Raw genomic sequence first — 21,078 nt, 5'->3', positions numbered from 1 at the left:
GTTAAGTGAAACGCAAGCATGACCATGGCTTTCCCGACCGGAGCGCCATCGTCGCCTTCATCAAGGCAAATCCCGGAAAGGTCGGGACCCGCGAAATTGCGCGCGAGTTCGGCCTGAAGAACGCCGATCGCATCGAGCTCAAGCGCGTGCTGCGCGAGCTCGCCGACGACGGCACTATCAAGAAAAAGCGCCACAAGGTCTCCGAGCCGGACAGCCTGCCGCCGACGCTGGTCGCTGACATCACCGGCCGCGACGCTGACGGCGAGCTGATCGCTTCCCCCACCGAATGGGATGAGGTCGAAAGCGGCGAACCGCCAAAGATCCTCATCGTCATGCCGCGCCGGCCAAAGCCCGGCACCGCGGCCGGCGCCGGCGACCGCGTGCTGCTGCGCGTCGAGCGGTCCGATGAGAGCGAGGGCCCGGCCTATCGCGGCCACATCCTCAAGGTCTTCGACAAGACCAGGAGCCGCATCCTCGGCGTGTTCCGCGAGCTGCCCGAAGGCGGCGGACGGCTGGTTCCGGTCGACAAGAAGTCGGCCGACCGCGAGCTGAACATCGCCGCGGCCGACACGCACGGCGCCCGGGACGGCGACCTCGTCAGCGTCGACATCATCCGCTCGCGCGCCTTTGGGCTGGCCTCAGGCCGGGTCAAGGAGAAGCTCGGCTCGGTCAAGTCGGAGAAGGCGATCAGCCTGATCGCGATCTATGCCCACGACATCCCCCTGCAATTCCGCCCCGCGGCCGAGCGTGAAGCCGAAGCCGCAGAGCCTGCGACTTTGAAGGGGCGCGAGGACTGGCGCGACGTCCCGCTCGTCACCATCGATCCCCCTGATGCGAAGGATCACGACGACGCGGTGCATGCGCAGCCCGATCCCGATCCGAACAACAGAGGCGGCTTCATCGTCGACGTCGCCATCGCCGATGTCAGCTTCTACGTCCGGCCGGGCACCGCGCTCGACCGCGACGCGCTCGACCGCGGCAACTCGGTCTATTTCCCCGACCGCGTCGTGCCGATGCTGCCGGAGCGCATCTCCAACAATCTCTGCTCGCTGGTGCCGGGCGAGCCGCGCGGCGCACTCGCGGTGCGCATGATCATCGCCCCGGATGGGCGCAAGCGCTCGCACAGTTTTCATCGCATCCTGATGCGTTCGGCGGCCAAGCTGAGCTACGCGCAGGCGCAGGCCGCGATCGACGGCCGGCCGGACGACACCACAGGTCCGCTGCTCGATCCGATCCTGAGGCCGCTCTACGCCGCCTATGCCTGCGTCAAGCGCGCCCGCGACGAGCGCGATCCGCTCAATCTCGATCTGCCCGAGCGCAAGATCCTGCTGAAGAGCGACGGCACGGTCGATCGCGTCATCGTCCCTGACAGGCTCGACGCGCACAAGCTGATCGAAGAGTTCATGATCCTGGCCAATGTCGCGGCGGCGGAGATGCTCGAGAAGAAGTCGCTGCCGCTGATCTACCGCGTGCATGACGAGCCGACGCTGGAGAAGGTCCATGCGCTGGCGGAGTTCCTGGAGACGCTGGACGTTCCGTTCGCGAAAGGCGGCGCGCTGCGCCCCGCTTTGTTCAACCGCGTATTGGCACAGCTCGAAGGCCACGACCACTTCCCGCTGGTGAGCGAGGTCGTGCTGCGTGCCCAGGCCCAGGCCGAATATTCCTCGGAGAATTACGGTCATTTCGGCCTGAATTTGCGCCGCTATGCACACTTCACCTCGCCGATCCGCCGATATGCCGACCTGGTCGTGCATCGCGCCCTGGTCCGTGCGCTCGGGCTCGGCGAAGGCGCCCTGCCCGACAGCGAGACGCCGGAAAGCCTTGGCGAGGTCGCAGCCCACATCTCGGTGACCGAGCGGCGCGCGATGAAAGCGGAGCGCGAGACCGTCGACCGCCTGATCGCCCATCACCTCGCCGACCGCATCGGCGCGAGTTTCCAGGGCCGCGTCTCCGGCGTCACGCGCGCCGGCCTGTTCGTCAAGCTGAGCGAGACCGGCGCTGACGGATTGATCCCGATCCGATCCCTCGGCACGGAATATTTCAACTATGACGAGAGCCGCCATGCCCTCGTCGGCACGCGCAGCCGCACCATGTATCAGCTTGGCGACGTGGTCGACGTCCGCCTGATCGAAGCGGCACCTATCGCAGGCGCGTTGCGCTTCGAGCTGCTGTCGTCTTCCAGTGAGACCGCGCCGCGCGACCGCAGGTCATCCGGTCCGCAACGCCGCCCCTCGTTCAAGGCGCATCCCGGACGCAGTCCGGAGAGAAAACGCAAGCCGCCGAAGCAAAAGTCCGGCAAGGCGAAGAAGGGGAAAGGCAAGAACAAGGGAAAAGGCGGGGGTCAGAAGGGCAAGGCATGGTGACGACGAGCACAGCCCCGAAGATCTGGACGCGCGAGACCGGTCTGGTCGAGAAGCGCGACGTCTGGACGGCAATGAAGCGCGGCTTTCGCAGCCGCTGCCCGCGCTGCGGTGAGGGAAAGCTGTTCCGCGCCTTCCTGAAGACCGCGGACAATTGCTCGGTCTGCGGCCTCGACTTCACACCACATCGCGCCGACGATCTGCCGGCCTATCTCGTGATCGTCATCGTCGGCCACATCGTGGTGCCCACGATTCTCTGGATCGAGACCAATTACACCACGCCGGCCTGGCTCAGCTTCGCCGCCTATCTGCCCTTCACCTTCGTCGCCTCGCTCGCGCTGCTCCAGCCGGTGAAGGGAGCTGTGGTCGGCTTGCAATGGGCTCTGCGCATGCATGGCTTTGACGACAATCCTCCGGATGGTATTCCGCCGGTCTAAGCAAAATAATCAAAAAGCGGTTTGGGTGAGGACATGACGGATACGTCGCAGGCAGCCGAGAAGGCAAAGATCCACGAGGGCAAGGAAGCCGACCACCATCCCTATTTCCGTCCCCGCGATGCGGCGACGCTGATCCTGGTCGATCGCAGCGACACGATTCCAAAAGTCCTGGTCGGCAAGCGCCACGACAAGGTGGTGTTCATGCCCGGAAAGTTCGTCTTCCCCGGCGGTCGCGTCGACAAGGACGATTACCGGGTGCCGTGCGCTGCACCCATCACCTCCGAGCTGGAAGCCAATCTCGCCAAGGGCAGCCCGAAGACCCCGGCCTCACGCGCAAAGTCGCTTGCGATTGCCGCAATCCGCGAGGCCTGCGAGGAGACCGGCCTCTGCCTCGGGCGCAAGGCTGAGGGCAAGGCCAGGCTCGAGGGCGCCTGGAAGCCGTTCGCGGATGCGGGCCTGCTGCCCGACCCGTCCAGCCTGTTCCTGATCGCACGCGCGATCACCCCGCCCGGCCGCGTCAAGCGGTTCGACACGCGCTTCTTCACGGCGGATGCTTCCGCGATCACCCACCGCGTCGAGGGCGTGATCCATGCGGATGCCGAGCTGGTCGAACTGGTCTGGGTCGAGCTCGGCTCAAAACCGCTTGCCGATCTGCATCCGATGACACGCAACGTGCTCAACGAGCTCGACACGCGGCTTGCCACCGGCCCGCTCCGCCACGACGCGCCGGTGCCGTTCTTCCATTTCTACGGCGGCAAGATGCAGAAGGATATCTTGAGCTGATCCGGCCGCCGATTTCTCCAGGCCTGCTCACGCAATCAGCAAACTCAACGCGGCACCTCTGAAGGCACGGTCTTCGCTGCCGCCTTGTCCGTGACCGATGGCCCAATGCCGGGGCCACACAAGCTGCTCCAACCCTCGCGCCGTCGCGGAGGTGAAGGACGACCAACGCGGGGAGCCGTGATCGCGGTAGAGGAGACCGCCGGGGCCCACATCCGGATAGATCGTGACGTGGATATCGAAACCGTCGCCCGCCGGAAGGTCAGGTCCAAGCCAATAGGATGGACTGCGTCCCGGCTCACGCCCCACGATGGCTGTCAGAGTTTGCTTCGGTCCCCTGAGACCAAGCCAGAACGGCGCGATCGAACCAGGCGTGAAGGCCGTGAAAATCGTCTGGGCTGATGCGACATCGGTCGCAGCGCTTTGCCCCACAAGCCTCAGCTCGATCCGCCGCCCGCTCTCCACACATCCGCTGAACGGCGCTTCGATTTCACCGAGCGGCAGCTCCCTCCACAGGGCGGGATCAGGATCGCGCAGCGGCCATTCCATCCTCTCCCTTACAACGCCGTCGATATCGAGCACCTGATAACGCAGGCCTTGCTCATCAAGCGCGGCTTGAACGCAATGCAGGTACTCGACGCCCTCCGGCATCCTGTGAGCCGTTCCCGCGCCCGCAGTGCAGACCTGCAGGACACCGCGATGCGCCTGGACGTCGAAGGCGAGGATGTGGCTGCACAGATAGGCAAGCACGTTTTCGTTCACCAGGATGTCCCAGAACGGGCGAGCATACTCAGGGCCGATCTCGCGCTGATACGTCCCGGTAAAGCCGTTGATCGGAAACACCGGATGATGGCCAAGGACGAGCTTGTGTCGGGCATCACCATGTTCCCTGAGCGTTGCCTCCAGCCACGCGAGCTCGACATGGCCCTCACCGCCAAGACCGCTCCAGAGCGTGTTGACGAACACCATCAGGAGGTCGCCGCGCCGCACGAAGTAGGAGAGGCCCGCCTGTCCCGGCGGCCCATTCTTCGGCAGCTCCAGCACTGCGCGAAACACCGCCTCGCTCATCAAATCATAGGTCGTGTGATTGCCGGTCGTGTGCCACATCGGAATGGCCGCACGGTCGAGCCATGCCATTTCCGTATCCAGCCAGTGGCGCCACTGCGCGCGCAGCGCATCCGGATCCGGCGTCAGTCCAATGATTTCATCGCCCGGAAAGAGAACGAATTCAGGCTGCGGCCTCAGGCGTTGAACGACCGCATTGACCGAGGCGAAGGTCTTTTCGTGCAAGGCACCCGGCACGCCCGAACAGGAATCGCCATACAACAGAAATTGGTGGCCGTTGCCTCGCGGTAGCAGCGCGGGAATGGAATTATTCGCAGAGGTCATGGCCTTCCATTGCGGTTTCGGCCGCGAGGATGGCAATTTCCGCAACGGGTAGCAACAGGTCGTGGCTGGACTAATCAGGAACCGTCCGGCTCGGTGCCGACATAGTCGCGCGCCGGCAGCCTGAGGACGCGGCCGATCTCGCTCGCGAGCTGGTCCGCCTCCTCGCGCCTGGTGAAGCTCTGAAGCGTGATCGGCTCGATGCCCTTGTTGCCGCAGAGATTGACGTCGTAGGTCGTCAGATCCGTATCATAGTCGTCGGTGATGCTGATGAAGTGATAGTCGGCGAGATCGCGCTGACTGCGGATATTCAGCGGGCCGAACTGCCTGGTGATCACGATCTGCCGCAGCGTTTCGTTGAGCACGACGAAAGTGCGGAACGTCAGCAGGATGATTCCGGGAATGCCGACGAGCAGCCCGAGTCCCGTGAACACCAGCACCGGCACGAGATCATCGGCGAGCCGGCCGAAACCGGAAAAATCCTGGCGCAGGCCGAGCGCGACATTCCACAGGAGATAGCCGCTCGCCGCCAGTAGCGGCAGCGACAGCAGGCGGCCGACCCTGGGCATGGGCCGGTCGATGCGGACGGTGCCGCCGTCCACGGTCATTGCGCCGGCCATTGAAGCCTCCTCACGGGTCTTGGCTTGGTCGGAGCGAGCGCAGAATTGGTTCGACGAAGCGCGCCCCTCTCTCCCCGCCATTCCGGGCTCGCGCTGCCCGCGCCCCGGAATGACGTGCTGAGAGTTGATCGAAAAACAAAAAATTCTTCCCTGCCCTCCCAATGGCGGAGTTCCCCAGCGTGCCTATGTGTTGATGAACGACACCCAGAACGGATACGGGGCAATGGCACAACGGCAACTCAAGCTTGGCGCATTCATGCGTCCGGTCAGCATCCACACCGGCGCCTGGCGCTATCCCGGGGCCTGGCCCGACGCCAATTTCAATTTCAACCACATCAAGACGCTGATCAGGAAGCTCGAGGCCGGCAAGTTCGACGCCTTCTTCATGGCCGACCATCTGGCCGTGCTGAACATGCCGATCAACGCGCTCAAGCGCAGCCACACCGTGACCTCGTTCGAGCCGTTCACGCTGCTGTCGGCGCTCTCGTCCGTCACCGAGCGGATCGGCCTGGTCGCAACGGGCTCGACCACGTTCGACGAGCCCTATCATGTCGCGCGCCGCTTCGCCTCGCTCGACCATCTCAGCGGCGGCCGCGCGGGCTGGAACATCGTCACCACCTCGAACCCGGACGCGGCGCTGAATTTCGGCCTCGACGATCACATGGAGCACGCCGAGCGCTACAAGCGCGCCCGCGAGTTCTACGATGTCGTCACCGGCCTCTGGGATTCCTTCGCCGACGACGCCTTCGTGCGCGATGTCGAAAGCGGCCTGTTCGTCGATCCTTCGAAGATGCACGTGCTCGACCACAACGGCAAATATCTGAAGGTGCGCGGCCCCCTCAACATCGCCCGCCCCGTGCAGGGCTGGCCGGTGATCGTGCAAGCCGGCGCGTCCGAAGACGGCAGGCAGCTTGCGGCGGAGACGGCGGAAGCCGTGTTCACCGGCGGCGGCTCCCTCGCCGACGGGCAAAAGCTCTACGCCGACATCAAGGGCCGCATGGAGAAGATCGGCCGCGCCCCCGAACACCTCAAGATTCTTCCCGGCGCCTTCGTCGTGGTCGGCGACAGCGTCGATGAGGCCAAGGAGAAGCGCGCGCTGCTCGACAGCCGCGTGCATTACGACAGCGCCATCGCCTCGCTCTCGGTCATCCTCGGCACGGATGCCTCGGGCTTCGATCCGGACGGGCAATTGCCGGAGATCCCGGAGACCAACGCCAGCAAGAGCGGCCGGCAGCGCATGGTCGACCTTGCCAAGCGCGATAAGCTCACGGTGCGCCAGCTCGCCCAGCGGGTCGGCGGCTATGGCGGGCTGTCCTTCGTCGGCACGGCCAAGACCATCGCCGACCAGATGGAGGAATGGCTGGTCGGGCGCGGCTCCGACGGCTTCAACATCATGTTCCCGTTCCTGCCCGCCGGCCTCGACGATTTCGTCGACAAGGTGGTGCCGGAGCTGCAGCGGCGCGGGATTTTCCGCAAAGAGTATGAAGGGGCCACTTTGAGGGAGAATCTGGGCCTGCCGCGGCCGAAAAACCGCTTCTTCGAGGCCTGATGGGCCCGGTTCGGGTGCTTTTTCAGCCCTAGGGCCCGTTCGGGGCTCTAGGTTGTTGTTTTTGACGCGTTTTCTTGACGCGAACCGGTGCCCACTTCGCTCGAAAACGCTTCGAAACCTTGACATCAGGCGGTTTCTGGCTAGGTTGCCGGCCAACGCGGGCCGTTTGGCCGGCTCCAGATTCCCTTCATTCCTGAGGTTCTGAACATGGCCAAAGCGGTCACCATCAAGGTCAAGCTCGTGTCCTCGGCTGACACCGGCTTCTACTACGTCGCCAAGAAGAACTCGCGCACCATGACCGACAAGCTGGTCAAGAAGAAGTACGATCCGGTCGCGCGCAAGCACGTCGAATTCAAGGAAGCCAAGATCAAGTAAGATCGGCGAAGCGTTGAAGAGTTTTGCGGGGCCCTTGCGGGCCCCGTTTCATTTTGCGCCTCGCTCGTGTCCCGGACGCACTGCAGCGTGAAACGCTGCTGCGCAGAGCCGGGACCCAGAAAGCCAAAACCGACTTGCGGAGACATGAGCCCCGGCCCTGCAGCGCCGCGCTGAAGAAGCGCTGCGCTGCATCCGGGGCACAAGACTGTCATCAACTCTCTGCCGATCTCGCTGGCGCGTTTATAGGCAGACGAACGCTCAACCATCGGTTGTTCAACCCCAAATGTATGTTATCGTGCACTTACGGGGCGGCATCTCCGTCCCGCATTTGGGAAGGACATGCTCATGAAATTGTCGTCAGGCTTTGTCGTGCCCTCTGCCATCGCTGTCTTGTCAACTGCCTTGCTGTGCGCCCCGGCAGCATCGCAAATCCCAACAGGCCCCGCCGCCACGCTTCCCCCGGTCACGGTCGATGCGCCGAAACAGGTGGCAAAGCCGCGCGTGTCGGAGCGGGGAGCAACCACAACGGCGCCGCGTCGGACTGCGTCAACCGCTCCAACGTCAACCGCGACCACGCCTTCGTATGCGCCGGGTTCGGCGATGGCGAGGCTTGCCAGCCTGGAGAAAGTCGCCAGCAGCTGCAACGGAGGCTGTGCCTCAAGCTTCCGACAGGGCAAAGAACCCTGGGTTGGATGCAGCGAGTCGGGCGGCGGCCTGAACTATGGACCTTTCTCGCCAACGTGCCGAGACACCATCACCCACAAGTCCTATCTGGACTGCGTTGAAACCAGGGTGTTCCTGGGCGACCACCGAAACAGGGCCCACTGGTTTTGCAGCAGCCTGGCCGCCGGCAACAGGTTTAAAGTCGCCGAACTCAAGCGATCAGGACGTCGCTAGTCCATACAGCCCGCTGGCTTTCTGTTTCAGTTGAACTTGGACCCGATGTCGGCCAGCGCTGGCCGCAGCTAGCCCAGCGTCGCCCGCCGGTCGCGCGCAAGCGCATCGTCGAGGTGACGCTGCGCTGCGCCCGTGGCACGAGGGCAAAGACAGGCGTGCTCCTGGCGGCGGTCGCCCATTCTTTTGCGTTCCACAAGCAAACGATCCTTTCTGTATTTGAACGACGAGATCGCGCCAGGTCGCGCGTATCGGATCATCGCGCTTGTTCAGCGCAGATGTCGATCCATCTCCACTCGCACCGGCAGCGTGATTGCACCGGGCAATGATGGGAGATCGACCATGACTGGACTTAAAATTCTCGCTGCCTTGGCCTTGTTGTCGGGCCTGACCGCAAGCGCCGCCTACGCGCAATCTGGCTTTGCGAGCAGCCATCCGGATACATACGAGGCCGAGAACCCCAATCGCAACCTGAACGGCACACTGACGCCGGCAGGTCGGCTGGGCCTCGAGTTGCCGGATGGCGCAGCTCCTGCGCAAGGCGCGGACAACGCCATGGCTCGCGCGGATGGCGCTGTTTCACGTTCCTGCTCGGAGCGTTATCGATCCTACGATCCGGCAACGAGCACCTACCTCGGGCTGGACGGTAATCGTCATCTTTGCAGGTAATGCAAAGCCGCAAGTCACCGGATCAAGTGGACGTCCGAACGGATGGCCAGACTCGGTTGGATCGAGACGCCGTCGCGTCTCGAATCTTCCAGGATACGTTGCGCGTCACGGCCAACTCGTGGCTCTCCTCGGGTCTTCATGCCCCGCGTTCCGCCGGAGGAGACGCCTCGGGTCCGACGCTCGTGCCAGCGCACCCCGCTACACCGTGCGTGGCACCGGCGGCTGCCACGGCCGGATCAGCGCGCGCATCCCGTCCCGATTTTGTGAGCGGTTGAGCCGTCCCTGAAGGGCTCCGGCAGCGTTGATTTCGATCAATGGTTTGGGTCGCGAGCGACGTGTAATGGCGCGCTTCCAACTGCGGTCATATGGATAATGGCGCTTCCAGGCCTCATTTCGGTGCCTCACAGGCTTTTCCCGATGCTCGACTGGATTTCGGGCTATCGGCGAGAATGGCTGGTGCCCGACACGCTCGCAGGAGTCGCGCTCTGGGCGGTGATGGTGCCGGAGGGCATGGCTTATGCCGGGATTGTCGGCGTACCGCCGATCATAGGCCTCTACACCATCGTGCCGGCGCTACTCGCCTACGCGCTGTTCGGCACGTCCCGCGAGGCTGCGGCGATTGCAGGTTATTGCGGCAAGAGCGATGCACTGGATGAAGCGATCGGCACGTTTGCGATGAGATATGCCGAGCGGACCGAAAAGGACTACGAAGCGTTTGCCACATCGGCGCGGATGGGGCGGATCAGGGCTGCGGTCGGAGCATCGCGCTAGGGCGCCCATTGCCGGCGTCGAGGCAGCGCACCGCCACTGCCGCGCGGCTATGGCAAGCCGACCGATCTTTGCTTACCGGGCTCTCAGTGAACGCGGGGTGCATCATGCGCGATTCCTTTGACGACGGGCCAGGCGTGACGCACGCCCGTTTACGAACGCCAAAAGCCGCCGCCATCGCCGGCGTCGTGTTCGCCGTGCTTCTGTTCGCAGTCTTTGTGCTGATGCGACACTCGGTGCCGCGGGATCCATTGGAGACGGGCGCGTGGCTGCACACCGGGGCGACCAACGTCGTCATCGCCCTGAATCTGGTGCCCTTCGCAGGAGTTGCCTTTCTCTGGTTTGTCGGCGCGCTTCGCGACAAGCTCGGGCAACGCGAAGATCAGTTTTTCGCGACCGTGTTTCTCGGCAGCGCGCTGTTGCTGCTTGCCATGTTGTTCGCGGCCGCCGCCGTTGTGGGCGCGATTATCTTGGCGTTTCACGCTGCTCCGGAAGTTTTGGTCAATTCGGCGACGTTCCATTTCGGGCGCGGGCTGGCTTACGGGATGATCAACATCTACGTGGTGAAAACGGCATCCGTCTTCATGATCACGACCTCGACGATCGGCCTCTATACCGGCTTCACGCCGCGCTGGCTGGCCCTGGGCGGCTACGCCGTCGCGGCAGCCCTGTTGGTCGGTAGCTACTTCTTCGACTGGAGCCTGCTGGTATTCCCGGTTTGGGTCCTGTTGATCAGCGTCAGCATTCTCGCAGACAGGAGTGCCGCGACGAGAACGCGAAGTTGAGCGTTGCATTCTCGACTTGCTCCTGCAACTCTTTGCGTGAGCAGCTAAGATCATCAGCAAGCAATCCTCGAAGATCGAGCCTTGGGCGTTCAAGCAGGATGTCAGAAGCTTCAGATGCTTCCTTCGCCAACGTACTTGATCCGATGGAACGGATCTCGGAGACCCTGTTCGGGCTGATCATGGCCCTCACCTTCATCTGCTCGCTCGGTGTCGCGACCGGGACCAACATCAATATTCAGACGATGCTGGTCGGCGCGCTCGGCTGCAATCTCGCCTGGGGTATTGTTGACGGCGGTCTTTATCTGCTGGCCTGCATCAATGACCGGGGAGACCGGATCTTGACGCTCCGAGCGATACGGCAGGCGCCGACCCCCGAAGCCGCCCGGCGCGTCATCGCCGGCGCGCTGCCGCCGGAATTGGCGGCGTTCCTGCCTCAGGAGCAATTGGAGTTGATGCGGCAAGGACTGCAGCAATTGCCCGAGCCGTCTCGCGGTCCTGGGTTGACGGGGCGCGACTGGACCGGCGCGCTCGGTCTTTGCCTGCTAAGCTTCCTTTCGACCTTTCCCGTGGTCATCCCGTTCCTGTTCCTGAGCGATGCCAGGCTGGCGTTGCGCGTCTCCTACGCCGTCGCCATTCTGATGCTGTTCTGCTGTGGCTACGTGTTCGGACTTCACAGTGGGCTACGGCCCTGGGCGGCCGGTCTTTCGATGGTGGCTGTTGGCAGTGCACTGGTTGGTGTCGCGGTGGCTCTTGGAGGATGATCGACAGTGCGGCTGCGAGGCGTTGCAGCGGTTCGGCGTGCAAGCGGTGCCTCGATCGCCGCGTTGGTCGGCTTGTGGCTTGCGCCGATAACCGTCGGTCCGGCGCGTGCCGAACAGCCCAGTCCGGCCGGCGCGATCGGCCTTGGCAATCGTGGATGGTCGGCGGCCGATACAAGCCAGGCAACGTCTGCGAACGAACTCGAATTCAGCGCCCGCGCGGGCGTTGCATCCGACTACATCTACCGCGGGACCACGCTGTCCGACCACGGACCCGCGGCGGGCGCCGCCTTCGAAACAAGATGGGGCGCGCTTTATGCCGGCACCACGGTCGCCACCGTCAAGCTGCCGACCCAACCCGCTGCCGAATTCACCTTTGCCGGCGGTGTCCGGCCGAAGATTGCGACGATCGATTTTGATGTTGGGGTGACCTATTTCGCCTATCCCGGCGAAAGGCTTCCCGGCGAGACCAACGGCATCAATTATTGGGAGGCGGTTATCCGCGGCGATCGACGCATCGGCGAACAGTTCCGCGTCGCCGCCGGCTATGCCTATTCGCCGAATGTCTCGAACACCGGCGCCTGGAGCCAATATTTGGCGGCCGGGATTGGCTTCGACGTACCGGACAGGTTGCTGCCGCAAAACCTTGCCGTGTCATTCACGACTGCTGCCGGCTATTCCTGGTTCGGTAACCAAGCTTCCCAACTCGGCGGCTTCCCCCTACCTGCCTATCTCAATTGGCAGGCGGGCGTTACGTTCACCCACAAGGCCTTCAACCTCGATCTGCGCTATTACGATACCAATCTGTCGAGGGAAAACTGCTTTGTCTTTACAGGCGATCCAAATGCGCGGCCGGGTGGCCGCGTTGATCTTGTTACCAACCCGGATGGCCTGGTCTCGAATTGGTGCGGCGCGACATTCGTTGCCAAGGCCTGGTTTGCGTTCAACTAGGATGCGGACTCATCAAGGCGCAGCCATAGCCTGATTGACGCGAGTTGAAATGACCCAGAGCGGTTATCGCCGGGTTGGATTGGCGCAGTGACAGACAAGATCGGCGAAGGCATCTGTCCAATTCTGAACGGCGCATTCAAAGCTGTCAGCGGCGAATTTTCCTGGCGATGGAGTTTGATCTAGATCAAGCAGCCGGCCCCTGATCCAGCCCAGCAAAAAGTTGGCTTGAGCGGAGGTATGAAGATGGTAAGGCGACTTCTGCTTGCACTTCTCTTGATCGCATTTCTGCCGGTCGCCCGGTCACCGGCAGCAGCGGATCAAGCCGCTCCATTTCCAAAGGTCCAGGAAGAGGTGTGGGCTCTTCCGTTTCCATTGCCGATCCTTGCCTTTGTGATCAGGCCGGTCGGCGACGGTCCTTTTCCCCTGGTGATTATGAACCATGGTATTTCGCTCGGTGCTCAAGAGCGGACGATGTTTCCAATGATCGAGTACCGGGACGCCGCACTCTGGTTCGCGCGCCAGGGCTATGTAGTCGTCTCGCCGATAAGGTACGGAGCCAGCAGCCTTGATGACAAGGACAAGGGACTCTATGGCGCGGTGTTTGCGCATGTCGGCAGCTGCGACAATCCTAATTTCCGTGGTCCCGGACTAGCGATTGCGACCATGAATGAATGGGTAATTGACTACATGAGCAAGAAGAAGATGGTCCAGCCCGGCAAGGTCATCGTCGTCGGCCAGTCTGGGGGCGGATGGGGATCCATCGCTCTTGCCAGCCGCAATCCTCCGTCAGTCAAGGCCGTGATCACCTTCGCAGCAGGGCGCGGAGGCAGGGTAGATGGCAAGCCGAACAACAACTGCGCTCCCGACAAGCTCGTCACCGCTACAGCCGAATTCGGCCGTACAGCGCGAGTACCGATACTGTTGATCTATACAGAGAACGACACCTATTTCGGTCCGGAACTTACGAAAAGGATGCACGACGCGTTCGCCGCGGCCGGAGGAAACGCCGAATATAAAATGCTGCCCGCGTTCGGAAGCGACGGACATTTTTTCATCGATTCTCCGGATGCTGTGCCGATCTGGTCACCGCTTGTGAGGCAATTTCTTGAGGCGCATTCAGCAACCGGCGGCCCGCCGCAACAGCAAGCCAGCGGGCGCGGTGATCAGGAACGCGAGCCCGCACTAAAGCCGCTGCGCGTGAGCCTGCCTCAGAATATTCATTACTCGAACTGGCAAAAGCTGTGTTTCGATTCATCCGACGGGACTGCAATATGCCGGACGACATCGACCGGCACGGACGATCTGGATCAGGTGATTGTACGCGCAGACCTTATCGAGCGCGCCGATGGTCGGGCTCGCCTACAGCTCTTCGTTCCGCAAGGCGCGAATTTGCGACAGGGCGTCAAAGTGAAGCTGGACCAGGGCAGCTCAACTCAAATTCCGTTCAATTTCTGCCTCTCGAATATCTGCATCGCGGCAGCGGGCGTCGATCCGTCGCTGGTTGCTGAGTTGGAACGCGGACAGACACTCAAGCTGGAGCTAACCGATCTCAACTCATCCTCGGTTTCAACCGATTTACCGCTCAATCAGTTCGCTGCAGCGCGCAAGGGTGCACCGGCGCAAACCTATAATTTCGGGTTAGATCAGGAATGAGCGCATCGTGTAGCAGCCGAGCGCGTCGTAGAGCACCCGCCGGTGGTCACATCACTTCGGGCGTGCGCGCATCCGATAGGGGGACGCCGGTCCAAGTAGACTGATGTCGGCTCAGGGCCAACCGCTGTCATCCTCGAAACGCTAATCGGACCAAATCACCGTACCCGAGACTTCTGTGGGATACCGAGCCGAAAAATGGCAATATAGGCGTCCTCGACGCCCGGAGCGCGTGAGATGCTCGGCACACAACTCGATCAAAAAGCCTGGCTTGCGCGCATCGGCTATGCTGGGCCGCTCACACCAACGCTTGAGACTCTAAATCAGCTTATTTTCAGACACTCGCATTCAATCCCCTATGAAACGCTCGATATTATGCTGGGACGTCCGCCAAAGCTCGACATCCTTACGCTCCAGCAGAAGATGATTGCCAGCGGGCGGGGCGGATATTGCTTTGAACAGAACATGCTCTTCCGAGCCGGACTTCGGTCGCTCGGCTACAGGATCACAAGCCTGCAGGGGCGCGTCGTGCGCGGGCTGGAGATCGACGCACCGCGCCCAGCCATCCACATGCTGTTGAAAGTGGAGTTGCCGGAGGGGACTTATCTGGCGGATGTCGGCTTCGGCAACCTCGCCCCTACCCGCGCGCTCATGCTCGTGCCGCAGGTCGAACAAGAGACGCCCCACGAGGTCATGCGTTTCATTGATATTGGCGGCGAGTTGACACTCCAGGCGCGGCTCAAGCATGGCTGGCAGCACATCTACCGGGTCATTCCTTATGCCCGCTTCGATGGCGAATACGAGATTACCAACTGGTACACTGCGACCCATCCGGATACTCCGTACCAAGGCAATATCATCGTGGCAAAGCCGGGACCGAACAGGAGCCGGATCACTATGTACAACGCGCGCGTCACCGTGCGCGACGCAGACGGGCACGCGGAGAAACGCTGGTTGGTGACCGAAAGGGAGTTTAGGGACGTGCTGCGCGGCGAATTCGGACTAAACATGTCCGACCAGCAGATCGATGAGTGTGTTGCGGTTATGAAGGCGAAAGGAACGGGAGACACTCCGCACCCCTTCTTTGCCTAGGCTCCCTTAGTCCATGTCCGAAACGAGCCCGCAAGTGGCCCATCACGACCAAGCAGCACGGCGTCCGCTATAAGCCCCCAAGCAGACGAAAGCGACCCACGCTCCCCGTCTACCGTCCGCAGCACCGGCGACGCCGGCTGCGACGGCCGGATCGGCGCGAACGCGGCCTGGATGAAGCCCCCGGCCAAGCCGAGCGCCACGCCGATGCGCAGGCCATGGTGTAAGGAGCCCAGGATGACCGCGCCCGCTATGCGTGCAGAATACGACATGAAAGCTAGGCGCCCCCATGTCAGCTATGGGCGACCACGAACGGACATCCGGCACGCTTCTCAATCGCTCGAAAACGCTGTCATATGGTGCCCAGGGACACTTGGCGTTTTGGGCCGAGGGTGTCCGCTTGCACGGGGAGAAAGCGCGTGAAGGAACTCGCTGGAAAGACTGTGTTCGTGACCGGTGCAGCGTCAGGCATTGGACTGGGGATCGCGACCGCCTTCGCCCAGGCGGGGGCGAAAGTTATGCTTTGCGACATTGAAGAAGCGGCTCTATCCGCAGCGCTCGAGCAACTGAGGCTCACCAACGTCGATGTCGACGGCGTGAAAGCGGACGTTTCACTCAAAGCCGAACTCGTGGCGGCCGCCGAAGCCACGACTGCCCGCTATGGCAAGGTGCATATCCTCGTGAACAACGCGGGCGTCGGCGGCGGTGGGCCTTACGGCGCCTGGACCGAGGCGTCGTGGAACTGGACCATGGGCGTCAACCTGATGGCGACCATTTGGGGGATCGAGATTTTCGGGCCGTTGATCGAGCAACATGGCGAGGGTGGACACATCGTCTCCACAGCCTCGATCGCGGGCCTCATTTCAGGGGAGAGCAATGCGTACAACGTCTCCAAGTATGGCGTTGTCGCGCTGTCCGAGGGCCTGCGGCGTGAACTCGCGCCCCGAGGGATTGGCGTATCGGTGCTGTGTCCAGGGATCATCCGCACTCAAATCATGAACTCAAGACGCAATCTCCCCAAGCGCTTCGAGGGGGCGCTCCCCGCATTGCCGACTTCGGGCCCGCGTGCCGAGTGGATCAATATGCTCCGGGAACGCATCTCTCAGGGGATAGAACCCAACTATGTCGGTGAACTCGTCCGCGAAGGCGTCGAAAAGGACTTGCCTTATATCTTCACCGACCTCGAATTTGAGCCGATGATCGAAGCGCGCTTCGCCGCCATCAAGCAAGGCTTTGACCACATCCGCGGGCGCACCCCGAAACGTTGAAAGCTCCCAAGCTGGCGTTAGCGAGCACCGCCCTGCTACGCCGTCCGCAACACCGGCGCCGGCGGCTGCGACGGCCGGATCAGCGCAAACGCGACCTGGATGATGCCGCCTGCAAGACCGAGCGCCACGCCGATGCGCCAGGCCATGGCGTAGGAGCCGAGCGCGTCGTACACCGCCCCGTCGCAGAAGCGCCGCATTGCGTCCAAAGCACGAGCGCAGAAGTAGATGTATGCTCGTGAATTGTCACGTCTTGCGGCATGGGACCGGCGGTCGCCCCTTCATTTCGGCAGGCACTCCACATTGTAGGCGATGATGATGTGCGTTGGGTCGGCCTTACCGATGCTCTTCAAGTCTTCCAAGCCACTTCTCAGCTTAGACCCTGCATCCTTCAAGCTGCCTTCAAGCGTGGCTTTGGCCGCCTTGCATCGCTCTTCGTTCGTGAACTCCTGAAATACAACTGTCGGGAGCAGTCGCCACTCCGCCCTGTCGCTCGTCGCGGCCGGACTGACTGAATAGGAGAAGACATACATCAGGACCCACATCGGCATGCTCCGCTTGGGATGCGCATCAATGTCGCAATGATGAAGGTTTTCACCTCAAGGCATGATCTAGATCACCTCCTGCGCGATCAACCCGACGTCGGCCCTATCGCTGCCGTTGTACGCGAAGCGGTAGTAACCGAGACCGTTGTCAAGCCGACCGAGGAGCACTACGTCGTGCATGAGGTTGATATCCGACCTGCGTCCACCACCACGGCCTCCGCCGCCTCGAAACCCTCCTCCGCCGCCACCGCGAAATCCTCCGCCCCCACGGCTAATCGTCGTCGTCTTCAGGGTCGATACTGTGCCCGATCACATCGCGCATCCCGCGCATGACGACATATGACGCAAAAGACATCCGTTTTTTCTGATCCTCGCTCAAAGTTTTGTAGAGCGGCTCCCAAGCATCGGCGAGCTTCTTGAGATCGGTCCCGCGCTGAATGAGCCGATCCGCTCTGCGTTGCATAATCTCGACCGGATTGCCTTGTGGGAGGGGATCCATCGCTCCGTCGCGCAATTCGGCTATCCGCTCCAACCGGGCCTGCCGGTTCTTCGCCCTAGCGCGGATGGCGTCCTCGACGGCGGGCCATAATTTTTCCTGGTCGGGCGTCAATTGCAAGGCCGCCTTGATTATGCCGACACGCATATCCGTCAAGCTTTTCATGTCGGTGGCGCTGAGTTGCCCTACTCCGCCGGTCGATGAAGTCTCTGCGGCGTAGGACAGAGACGAAGTTGTCATCAAAAGCGCAATTGCTGCGACGGCTGCTTTCTTTGTCACTGCAAACTCCTGAGGCTCGTATCGCATGCCCCCGAGCAGAACGACGGATGCGGTCAACGGCGGGTTGATCTAAGTCAAAGGGCGCCGACTGAGAAATAAGGACGTGCTTCTGACTGTTCTCAAAATCCTGGACTGTACCAAGGGACAATGTGGCGCGCCGAGCGCAGGGCAACGAAATTCGTCCGGTCGGTCGTTCCCCGGCTGCTCGGTTTCCGCGATGTGGACATATTGCCTTGTGAGATTACGAACAACGGACGCAATCTGAGGACGGACATGACGCTCACACGGCGCCATTTTCTGCCGCTCTTTGGCAGCGCCATGGTCTTTCCCCCGGCTTTGGCAGCGGAGCAGGGCAAGAGGTTGCCAGTCGTCGCAGCTTTGACAGGCAATGTAGCATCGGACACCGATGCGGAAAGGCGCATTGGCGCATTCCGGGAAGCTCTTTCTAGATTGGGATGGATTGAAAACCAGAATTACCGGCTGGAGGTGCGCTGGCCCGGTCCAGTGCTTGCAAACCAGGAAGCGTGCGCGCGCGAGCTCGTAGCACTAGAGCCTAAAGTTATCCTGGTTACGAATACGGCGGCTGCTCGAACGTTGCAGCGATTAACGCAGGTCATACCGATCGTTTTCGTCGGGCTGTCCGATCCGGTAGCTACCGGCCTTGTTTCGAGTGTGGCTCGGCCATCCAGTAACATCACCGGATTCGCTCTCTACGAACATTCGTTTAGCGGCAAATGGCTAAGTCTGCTGAAACGACTTGCCCCGCACCTCAAAGAGGTGAGCGTGTTGTTCAACCCTGAGACTTCGCCCTACGCTGCCTTCTATATTCAGGCCGCGCTCGAAATGGGAAGCAAGCTCTTCGTTTCGGTAAAAGCTGTTCCTGTGCGCGACCCTGATCAGATCGATCCCGCAATTTTGCGCACTGGTGCGAGCGGGAACGCAGGCCTCATCATTCTACCTGACGGGGGATTTGTCTCTTCAAACAGTGCAAAGATAATTAGTGCTGCCGCGAAACACGGGGTACCTGCCATATTCGCCGTCAAGAATTATGTGATGCGCGGTGGGCTCATGTCTTATGGACCAGACTTGACCGCACAGTTCCGGGATGGCGCGGGTTACGTGGATCGAATATTGCGAGGCACAATGCCAAGCGAGCTCCCGGTTCAATTTGCGACGAAGTTCAACCTCGCCATCAATGCGAAGGCGGCCGACGAGCTCGGATTGCCTGTTCCCGAGACGCTCTCACTGGACGCTGAGCTTATCGATGATTGACCCGGTTGGGGCTGCAATTTTCAGTTAATGCTGATGTCGCCTTCGAGTCACAAGCGGCCATCACGACCAAGCGCCACGGCGTACGCTGCAAGCTCCCAAGCTGACGAAAGCGAGCACCACCCCGCCTACGCCGTCCGCAGCACCGGCGCCGGCGGCTGCGACGGCCGGATCAGCGCGAACGCAACCTGGATGATGCCTCCGGCAAGACCGAGCGCCACGCCGATGCGCCAGGCCATGGTGTAGGAGCCGAGCGCGTCGTAGAGCACCCCTCCTCCGTAGGCGCCGAGGAAGCTGCCGATCTGGTGGCTCATGAAGGCGAGACCCTGGATCATCGCCTGCCAGCGCAGGCCGAACATCTCGGCGACGGCGCCGGCGACCAGCGGGCCGACGCCCATCCAGAGGAAGCCCATGATCGCGCCGAACAGCAGCGTCGAGAATGGCGTCGCCGGCAGCATGAAGTACCAGGCCAGCGCCAGCGAGCGCAGGATGTAGATCGCGCCCAGCAGCGCCAGCTTGTTCCAGCGCTGGCCCGCCCAGCCGAAGAACAATGAGCCCAGCACGTTGAAGCCGCCGATCATGCCGAGCGTCTGCGCACTCAGCATCGGATCGAGGCCGCAGATCGCCAGATAGGACGGCAGATGCGTGGTGAGAAACACGAGCTGCATGCCGCAGACGAGATAGGCGCAGGTCATCACCACGAAGGGGACATTGCCGAACGCCGCCTTCGCGACGGATGCGGCCGTGGCATCGCCGATATCATCGGCGGCCGGCTTCGGCAGCGGGACCTGGTCGACGCGTCCGGCATACCAGGCGGCGGGAATCATCAGCACCGACATGACGACGAAGCCGGCGAGCCCGACACGCCAGCCAAAACCCTCGTTGAGCATCTGCCCGATCGGCGCCGACAGCAGCGCGCCGAGCGACCCCGCGCCGGAGACGATGCCGAGCACGGTGGAGCGCACCGTTGCCGGCACCGCGCGCGCCGCCACCGACATCGCGATCGCCGCCGCAGTGCAGGCGAGCGAGGTGCCGATCAGCACGCCGGCACCGATCATGATGCTGACGAGCCCGTTCGCGGTCGCCATCAGGATCAGGCCCACGATATACATTAGCGAACCCACGATCATGATCGGGCGGAAGCCGTAGCGCACCGTCATTGCGCCGGCGAGCGGCTGGAGAAAGCCCCAGGCGAGGTTCTGCACGGCGAGCGCCAGCGTGAAGTCGGACACCGACAAATGGATGTCGTGCGTCAGCGGTTGCATGAAGATGCCGAGGCTCTGCCGCAGCCCCATGCTCAGCGTCAGCATGATCGAGGCGCCGATCAGGATGGGCAATGTCGGACGCAGGACCTGCAACAGGGGCATGTTTTTCTCCCTCGTCGGCGCGGCGCGCGCACCGGCGTCTGCAATTCTCGATGATTTTGGTTACACAGACCTGTGTACTTAGGCTATGAAAAGGTGCACGCTGTCAAGTCAACAGGACGCACGCTGCCGCATGGCTCCCCCGCCCAACTCACAGACGATGAAGGAGCGGATCCTCGAGACCGCCGACAAGCTGTTCTATCTGCAAGGCATTCGCGCCATCGGCGTCGACACCATCGCGGCCGAGGTCGGCATCTCCAAGCGCACGCTCTACAACCACTTCCCCTCCAAGGACGCGCTGATCGCGGCCTATCTGGAGCGCCGCTTCGTGCAGCCGCGTCCCTCCGACAAGCCGCCGGCCGAGCAGATTCTTGGCACCTTCGATTCGCTGGAGCGGCGCTTTGCGGCCAAGGATTTTCGCGGCTGCCCGTTCGTGAATGCGGTCGCCGAGCTGGGCCCTGCGGACCGCGCCGTGAAGAAGATCGCAATCGCCTTCAAGGAAAGCCGCCGCGTCTGGTTTCGCGAGCGGCTGACCGAGCTCGGCGTCGCCGATGCGGAGGCGCTGGCAACGCAGCTCGTGCTTTTGGTCGACGGCTCCATCGCGCAGGACCTCGTTCGCGACGACCCCGCGATGGCGCGCGCGGCGAAGGAAGCCGCGACAGTGCTGCTGCGGAATGCGGGGGTGGATGTGGGTGATGAGGCGAAGCCTGTGAAGGGGCACAAGCGCGCACCACAATAACGGCTGTCGCCGTATCGCACGGTGTCATCACCCGCGAAAGCGGGTGATCC

20 protein-coding genes and 2 pseudogenes are annotated in these 21,078 nt (G+C 62.3%); 15 read left to right on the top strand and 7 right to left on the bottom strand.

The annotated features are described in order from the left end of the window. Positions 1-5: 5 nt before the first annotated feature. The 3 genes from rnr to JQ627_RS05860 are packed head-to-tail and all read left to right on the top strand — an operon-like array spanning position 6 to position 3,580. Positions 6-2,363 carry a ribonuclease R gene (rnr, locus tag JQ627_RS05870; RefSeq protein WP_212483233.1) on the top strand — a complete coding sequence of 786 codons (2,358 nt, stop codon included), beginning with the start codon at positions 6-8 and terminating at the stop codon, positions 2,361-2,363. After that, positions 2,357-2,797 carry a DUF983 domain-containing protein gene (locus JQ627_RS05865; protein ID WP_212483232.1) on the top strand — a complete coding sequence of 147 codons (441 nt, stop codon included), beginning with the start codon at positions 2,357-2,359 and terminating at the stop codon, positions 2,795-2,797. The genes rnr and JQ627_RS05865 overlap by 7 nt, the downstream gene beginning before the upstream one ends. A 33-nt stretch (positions 2,798-2,830) precedes the next feature. Next, positions 2,831-3,580, top strand: a complete 750-nt coding sequence (locus JQ627_RS05860) for an NUDIX hydrolase (RefSeq protein WP_212483231.1) — start codon at positions 2,831-2,833, stop codon at positions 3,578-3,580. 27 nt (positions 3,581-3,607) lie between these two features. Here the strand turns inward: JQ627_RS05860 and JQ627_RS05855 are convergent, their stop codons facing one another. Together JQ627_RS05855 and JQ627_RS05850 are read right to left on the bottom strand one after the other, a co-directional pair. Then, positions 3,608-4,966, bottom strand: coding sequence for a metallophosphoesterase (locus tag JQ627_RS05855; RefSeq protein WP_212483230.1), 1,359 nt, complete (start codon positions 4,964-4,966; stop codon positions 3,608-3,610). A 74-nt stretch (positions 4,967-5,040) separates the two neighbouring features. Next, on the bottom strand, positions 5,041-5,583 hold the full coding sequence (locus JQ627_RS05850) for a hypothetical protein (RefSeq protein WP_212483229.1): 543 nt from the start codon (positions 5,581-5,583) through the stop codon (positions 5,041-5,043). Between the two features lie 223 nt (positions 5,584-5,806). On the opposite strand from JQ627_RS05850, the gene JQ627_RS05845 reads away from it, so the two are divergent. From JQ627_RS05845 to JQ627_RS05800, 10 genes are all read left to right on the top strand, one after another. Continuing rightward, complete coding sequence (locus JQ627_RS05845; protein ID WP_212483228.1) at positions 5,807-7,132, top strand: LLM class flavin-dependent oxidoreductase; 1,326 nt, start codon at positions 5,807-5,809, stop codon at positions 7,130-7,132. Between the two features lie 207 nt (positions 7,133-7,339). Then, positions 7,340-7,507, top strand: coding sequence for a 50S ribosomal protein L33 (rpmG, locus tag JQ627_RS05840; RefSeq protein WP_057756569.1), 168 nt, complete (start codon positions 7,340-7,342; stop codon positions 7,505-7,507). Positions 7,508-8,743: 1,236 nt separating this feature from the next. After that, positions 8,744-9,070, top strand: a complete 327-nt coding sequence (locus JQ627_RS05835) for a BA14K family protein (protein ID WP_212483227.1) — start codon at positions 8,744-8,746, stop codon at positions 9,068-9,070. A gap of 417 nt (positions 9,071-9,487) precedes the next feature. Continuing rightward, entirely contained in the window at positions 9,488-9,841 is a 354-nt protein-coding gene (locus tag JQ627_RS05830) for a SulP family inorganic anion transporter (protein ID WP_249142929.1), read from the top strand. Positions 9,842-9,945: 104 nt separating this feature from the next. Next, on the top strand, positions 9,946-10,623 hold the full coding sequence (locus tag JQ627_RS05825; protein WP_212483225.1) for a hypothetical protein: 678 nt from the start codon (positions 9,946-9,948) through the stop codon (positions 10,621-10,623). Further along, a complete protein-coding gene (locus JQ627_RS05820; RefSeq protein WP_212483224.1) occupies positions 10,620-11,384 on the top strand; it encodes a VIT1/CCC1 transporter family protein in 765 nt (254 codons plus the stop codon). Before JQ627_RS05825 ends, JQ627_RS05820 begins: the two co-directional genes overlap by 4 nt. 6 nt (positions 11,385-11,390) lie before the next feature. Beyond that, the gene (locus JQ627_RS05815) at positions 11,391-12,332 is read left to right on the top strand and encodes a TorF family putative porin (protein WP_212483223.1); all 942 of its coding nucleotides are present in this window, start codon (positions 11,391-11,393) and stop codon (positions 12,330-12,332) included. Between the two features lie 237 nt (positions 12,333-12,569). After that, positions 12,570-13,985, top strand: a complete 1,416-nt coding sequence (locus tag JQ627_RS39600) for an invasion associated locus B family protein (RefSeq protein WP_312015735.1) — start codon at positions 12,570-12,572, stop codon at positions 13,983-13,985. Between the two features lie 234 nt (positions 13,986-14,219). Then, positions 14,220-15,074 (top strand): arylamine N-acetyltransferase, encoded by an 855-nt coding sequence (locus JQ627_RS05805; protein WP_212483222.1) that lies wholly within the window; start codon positions 14,220-14,222, stop codon positions 15,072-15,074. Positions 15,075-15,490: 416 nt separating this feature from the next. After that, positions 15,491-16,339, top strand: coding sequence for an SDR family NAD(P)-dependent oxidoreductase (locus JQ627_RS05800; RefSeq protein WP_212483221.1), 849 nt, complete (start codon positions 15,491-15,493; stop codon positions 16,337-16,339). Between the two features lie 35 nt (positions 16,340-16,374). Here the strand turns inward: JQ627_RS05800 and JQ627_RS05795 are convergent. From JQ627_RS05795 to JQ627_RS05780, 4 genes and pseudogenes are all read right to left on the bottom strand, one after another. Further along, positions 16,375-16,518, bottom strand: a pseudogene (locus tag JQ627_RS05795) (MFS transporter); the annotation flags it as partial. A 99-nt stretch (positions 16,519-16,617) separates the two neighbouring features. After that, positions 16,618-16,881 (bottom strand): hypothetical protein, encoded by a 264-nt coding sequence (locus tag JQ627_RS05790; RefSeq protein WP_212483220.1) that lies wholly within the window; start codon positions 16,879-16,881, stop codon positions 16,618-16,620. Positions 16,882-16,953: 72 nt separating this feature from the next. Further along, positions 16,954-17,148, bottom strand: a pseudogene (locus JQ627_RS05785) (DUF3300 domain-containing protein); the annotation flags it as partial. A gap of 4 nt (positions 17,149-17,152) precedes the next feature. Then, positions 17,153-17,656: a Spy/CpxP family protein refolding chaperone gene (locus JQ627_RS05780; RefSeq protein WP_312015734.1), complete on the bottom strand. Its 504-nt coding sequence runs from the start codon at positions 17,654-17,656 to the stop codon at positions 17,153-17,155. A 273-nt stretch (positions 17,657-17,929) separates the two neighbouring features. Between JQ627_RS05780 and JQ627_RS05775 the strand changes: the two genes are divergently transcribed. After that, positions 17,930-18,928 carry an ABC transporter substrate-binding protein gene (locus JQ627_RS05775; RefSeq protein ID WP_212483219.1) on the top strand — a complete coding sequence of 333 codons (999 nt, stop codon included), beginning with the start codon at positions 17,930-17,932 and terminating at the stop codon, positions 18,926-18,928. 125 nt (positions 18,929-19,053) lie between these two features. On the opposite strand, the gene JQ627_RS05770 is transcribed toward JQ627_RS05775, so the two are convergent. Beyond that, complete coding sequence (locus tag JQ627_RS05770; protein ID WP_212483218.1) at positions 19,054-20,292, bottom strand: MFS transporter; 1,239 nt, start codon at positions 20,290-20,292, stop codon at positions 19,054-19,056. A gap of 130 nt (positions 20,293-20,422) precedes the next feature. On the opposite strand from JQ627_RS05770, the gene JQ627_RS05765 reads away from it, so the two are divergent. After that, positions 20,423-21,028, top strand: a complete 606-nt coding sequence (locus JQ627_RS05765; RefSeq protein WP_212483217.1) for a TetR/AcrR family transcriptional regulator — start codon at positions 20,423-20,425, stop codon at positions 21,026-21,028. The last annotated feature ends 50 nt before the right edge of the window (positions 21,029-21,078 follow it).

This window comes from Bradyrhizobium liaoningense (genome assembly GCF_018130785.1).
GTDB lineage: Bacteria > Pseudomonadota > Alphaproteobacteria > Rhizobiales > Xanthobacteraceae > Bradyrhizobium > Bradyrhizobium liaoningense_A.
This window is presented reverse-complemented; position numbering and strand designations above follow the sequence as displayed.

Excerpts from the sequence above, each read along its gene's own strand:
- JQ627_RS05865 (WP_212483232.1), top strand. The coding sequence starts at position 2,357 with ATGGTGACGACGAGCACAGCCCCGAAGATCTGGACGCGCGAGACCGGT.
- JQ627_RS05860 (WP_212483231.1), top strand. The coding sequence starts at position 2,831 with ATGACGGATACGTCGCAGGCAGCCGAGAAGGCAAAGATCCACGAGGGC.
- JQ627_RS05855 (WP_212483230.1), bottom strand. The coding sequence starts at position 4,966 with ATGACCTCTGCGAATAATTCCATTCCCGCGCTGCTACCGCGAGGCAAC.
- JQ627_RS05850 (WP_212483229.1), bottom strand. The coding sequence starts at position 5,583 with ATGGCCGGCGCAATGACCGTGGACGGCGGCACCGTCCGCATCGACCGG.
- JQ627_RS05845 (WP_212483228.1), top strand. The coding sequence starts at position 5,807 with ATGGCACAACGGCAACTCAAGCTTGGCGCATTCATGCGTCCGGTCAGC.
- rpmG (WP_057756569.1), top strand. The coding sequence starts at position 7,340 with ATGGCCAAAGCGGTCACCATCAAGGTCAAGCTCGTGTCCTCGGCTGAC.
- JQ627_RS05835 (WP_212483227.1), top strand. The coding sequence starts at position 8,744 with ATGACTGGACTTAAAATTCTCGCTGCCTTGGCCTTGTTGTCGGGCCTG.
- JQ627_RS05830 (WP_249142929.1), top strand. The coding sequence starts at position 9,488 with ATGCTCGACTGGATTTCGGGCTATCGGCGAGAATGGCTGGTGCCCGAC.
- JQ627_RS05825 (WP_212483225.1), top strand. The coding sequence starts at position 9,946 with ATGCGCGATTCCTTTGACGACGGGCCAGGCGTGACGCACGCCCGTTTA.
- JQ627_RS39600 (WP_312015735.1), top strand. The coding sequence starts at position 12,570 with ATGAAGATGGTAAGGCGACTTCTGCTTGCACTTCTCTTGATCGCATTT.
- JQ627_RS05805 (WP_212483222.1), top strand. The coding sequence starts at position 14,220 with ATGCTCGGCACACAACTCGATCAAAAAGCCTGGCTTGCGCGCATCGGC.
- JQ627_RS05790 (WP_212483220.1), bottom strand. The coding sequence starts at position 16,881 with ATGTGGGTCCTGATGTATGTCTTCTCCTATTCAGTCAGTCCGGCCGCG.
- JQ627_RS05775 (WP_212483219.1), top strand. The coding sequence starts at position 17,930 with ATGACGCTCACACGGCGCCATTTTCTGCCGCTCTTTGGCAGCGCCATG.
- JQ627_RS05770 (WP_212483218.1), bottom strand. The coding sequence starts at position 20,292 with ATGCCCCTGTTGCAGGTCCTGCGTCCGACATTGCCCATCCTGATCGGC.
- JQ627_RS05765 (WP_212483217.1), top strand. The coding sequence starts at position 20,423 with ATGGCTCCCCCGCCCAACTCACAGACGATGAAGGAGCGGATCCTCGAG.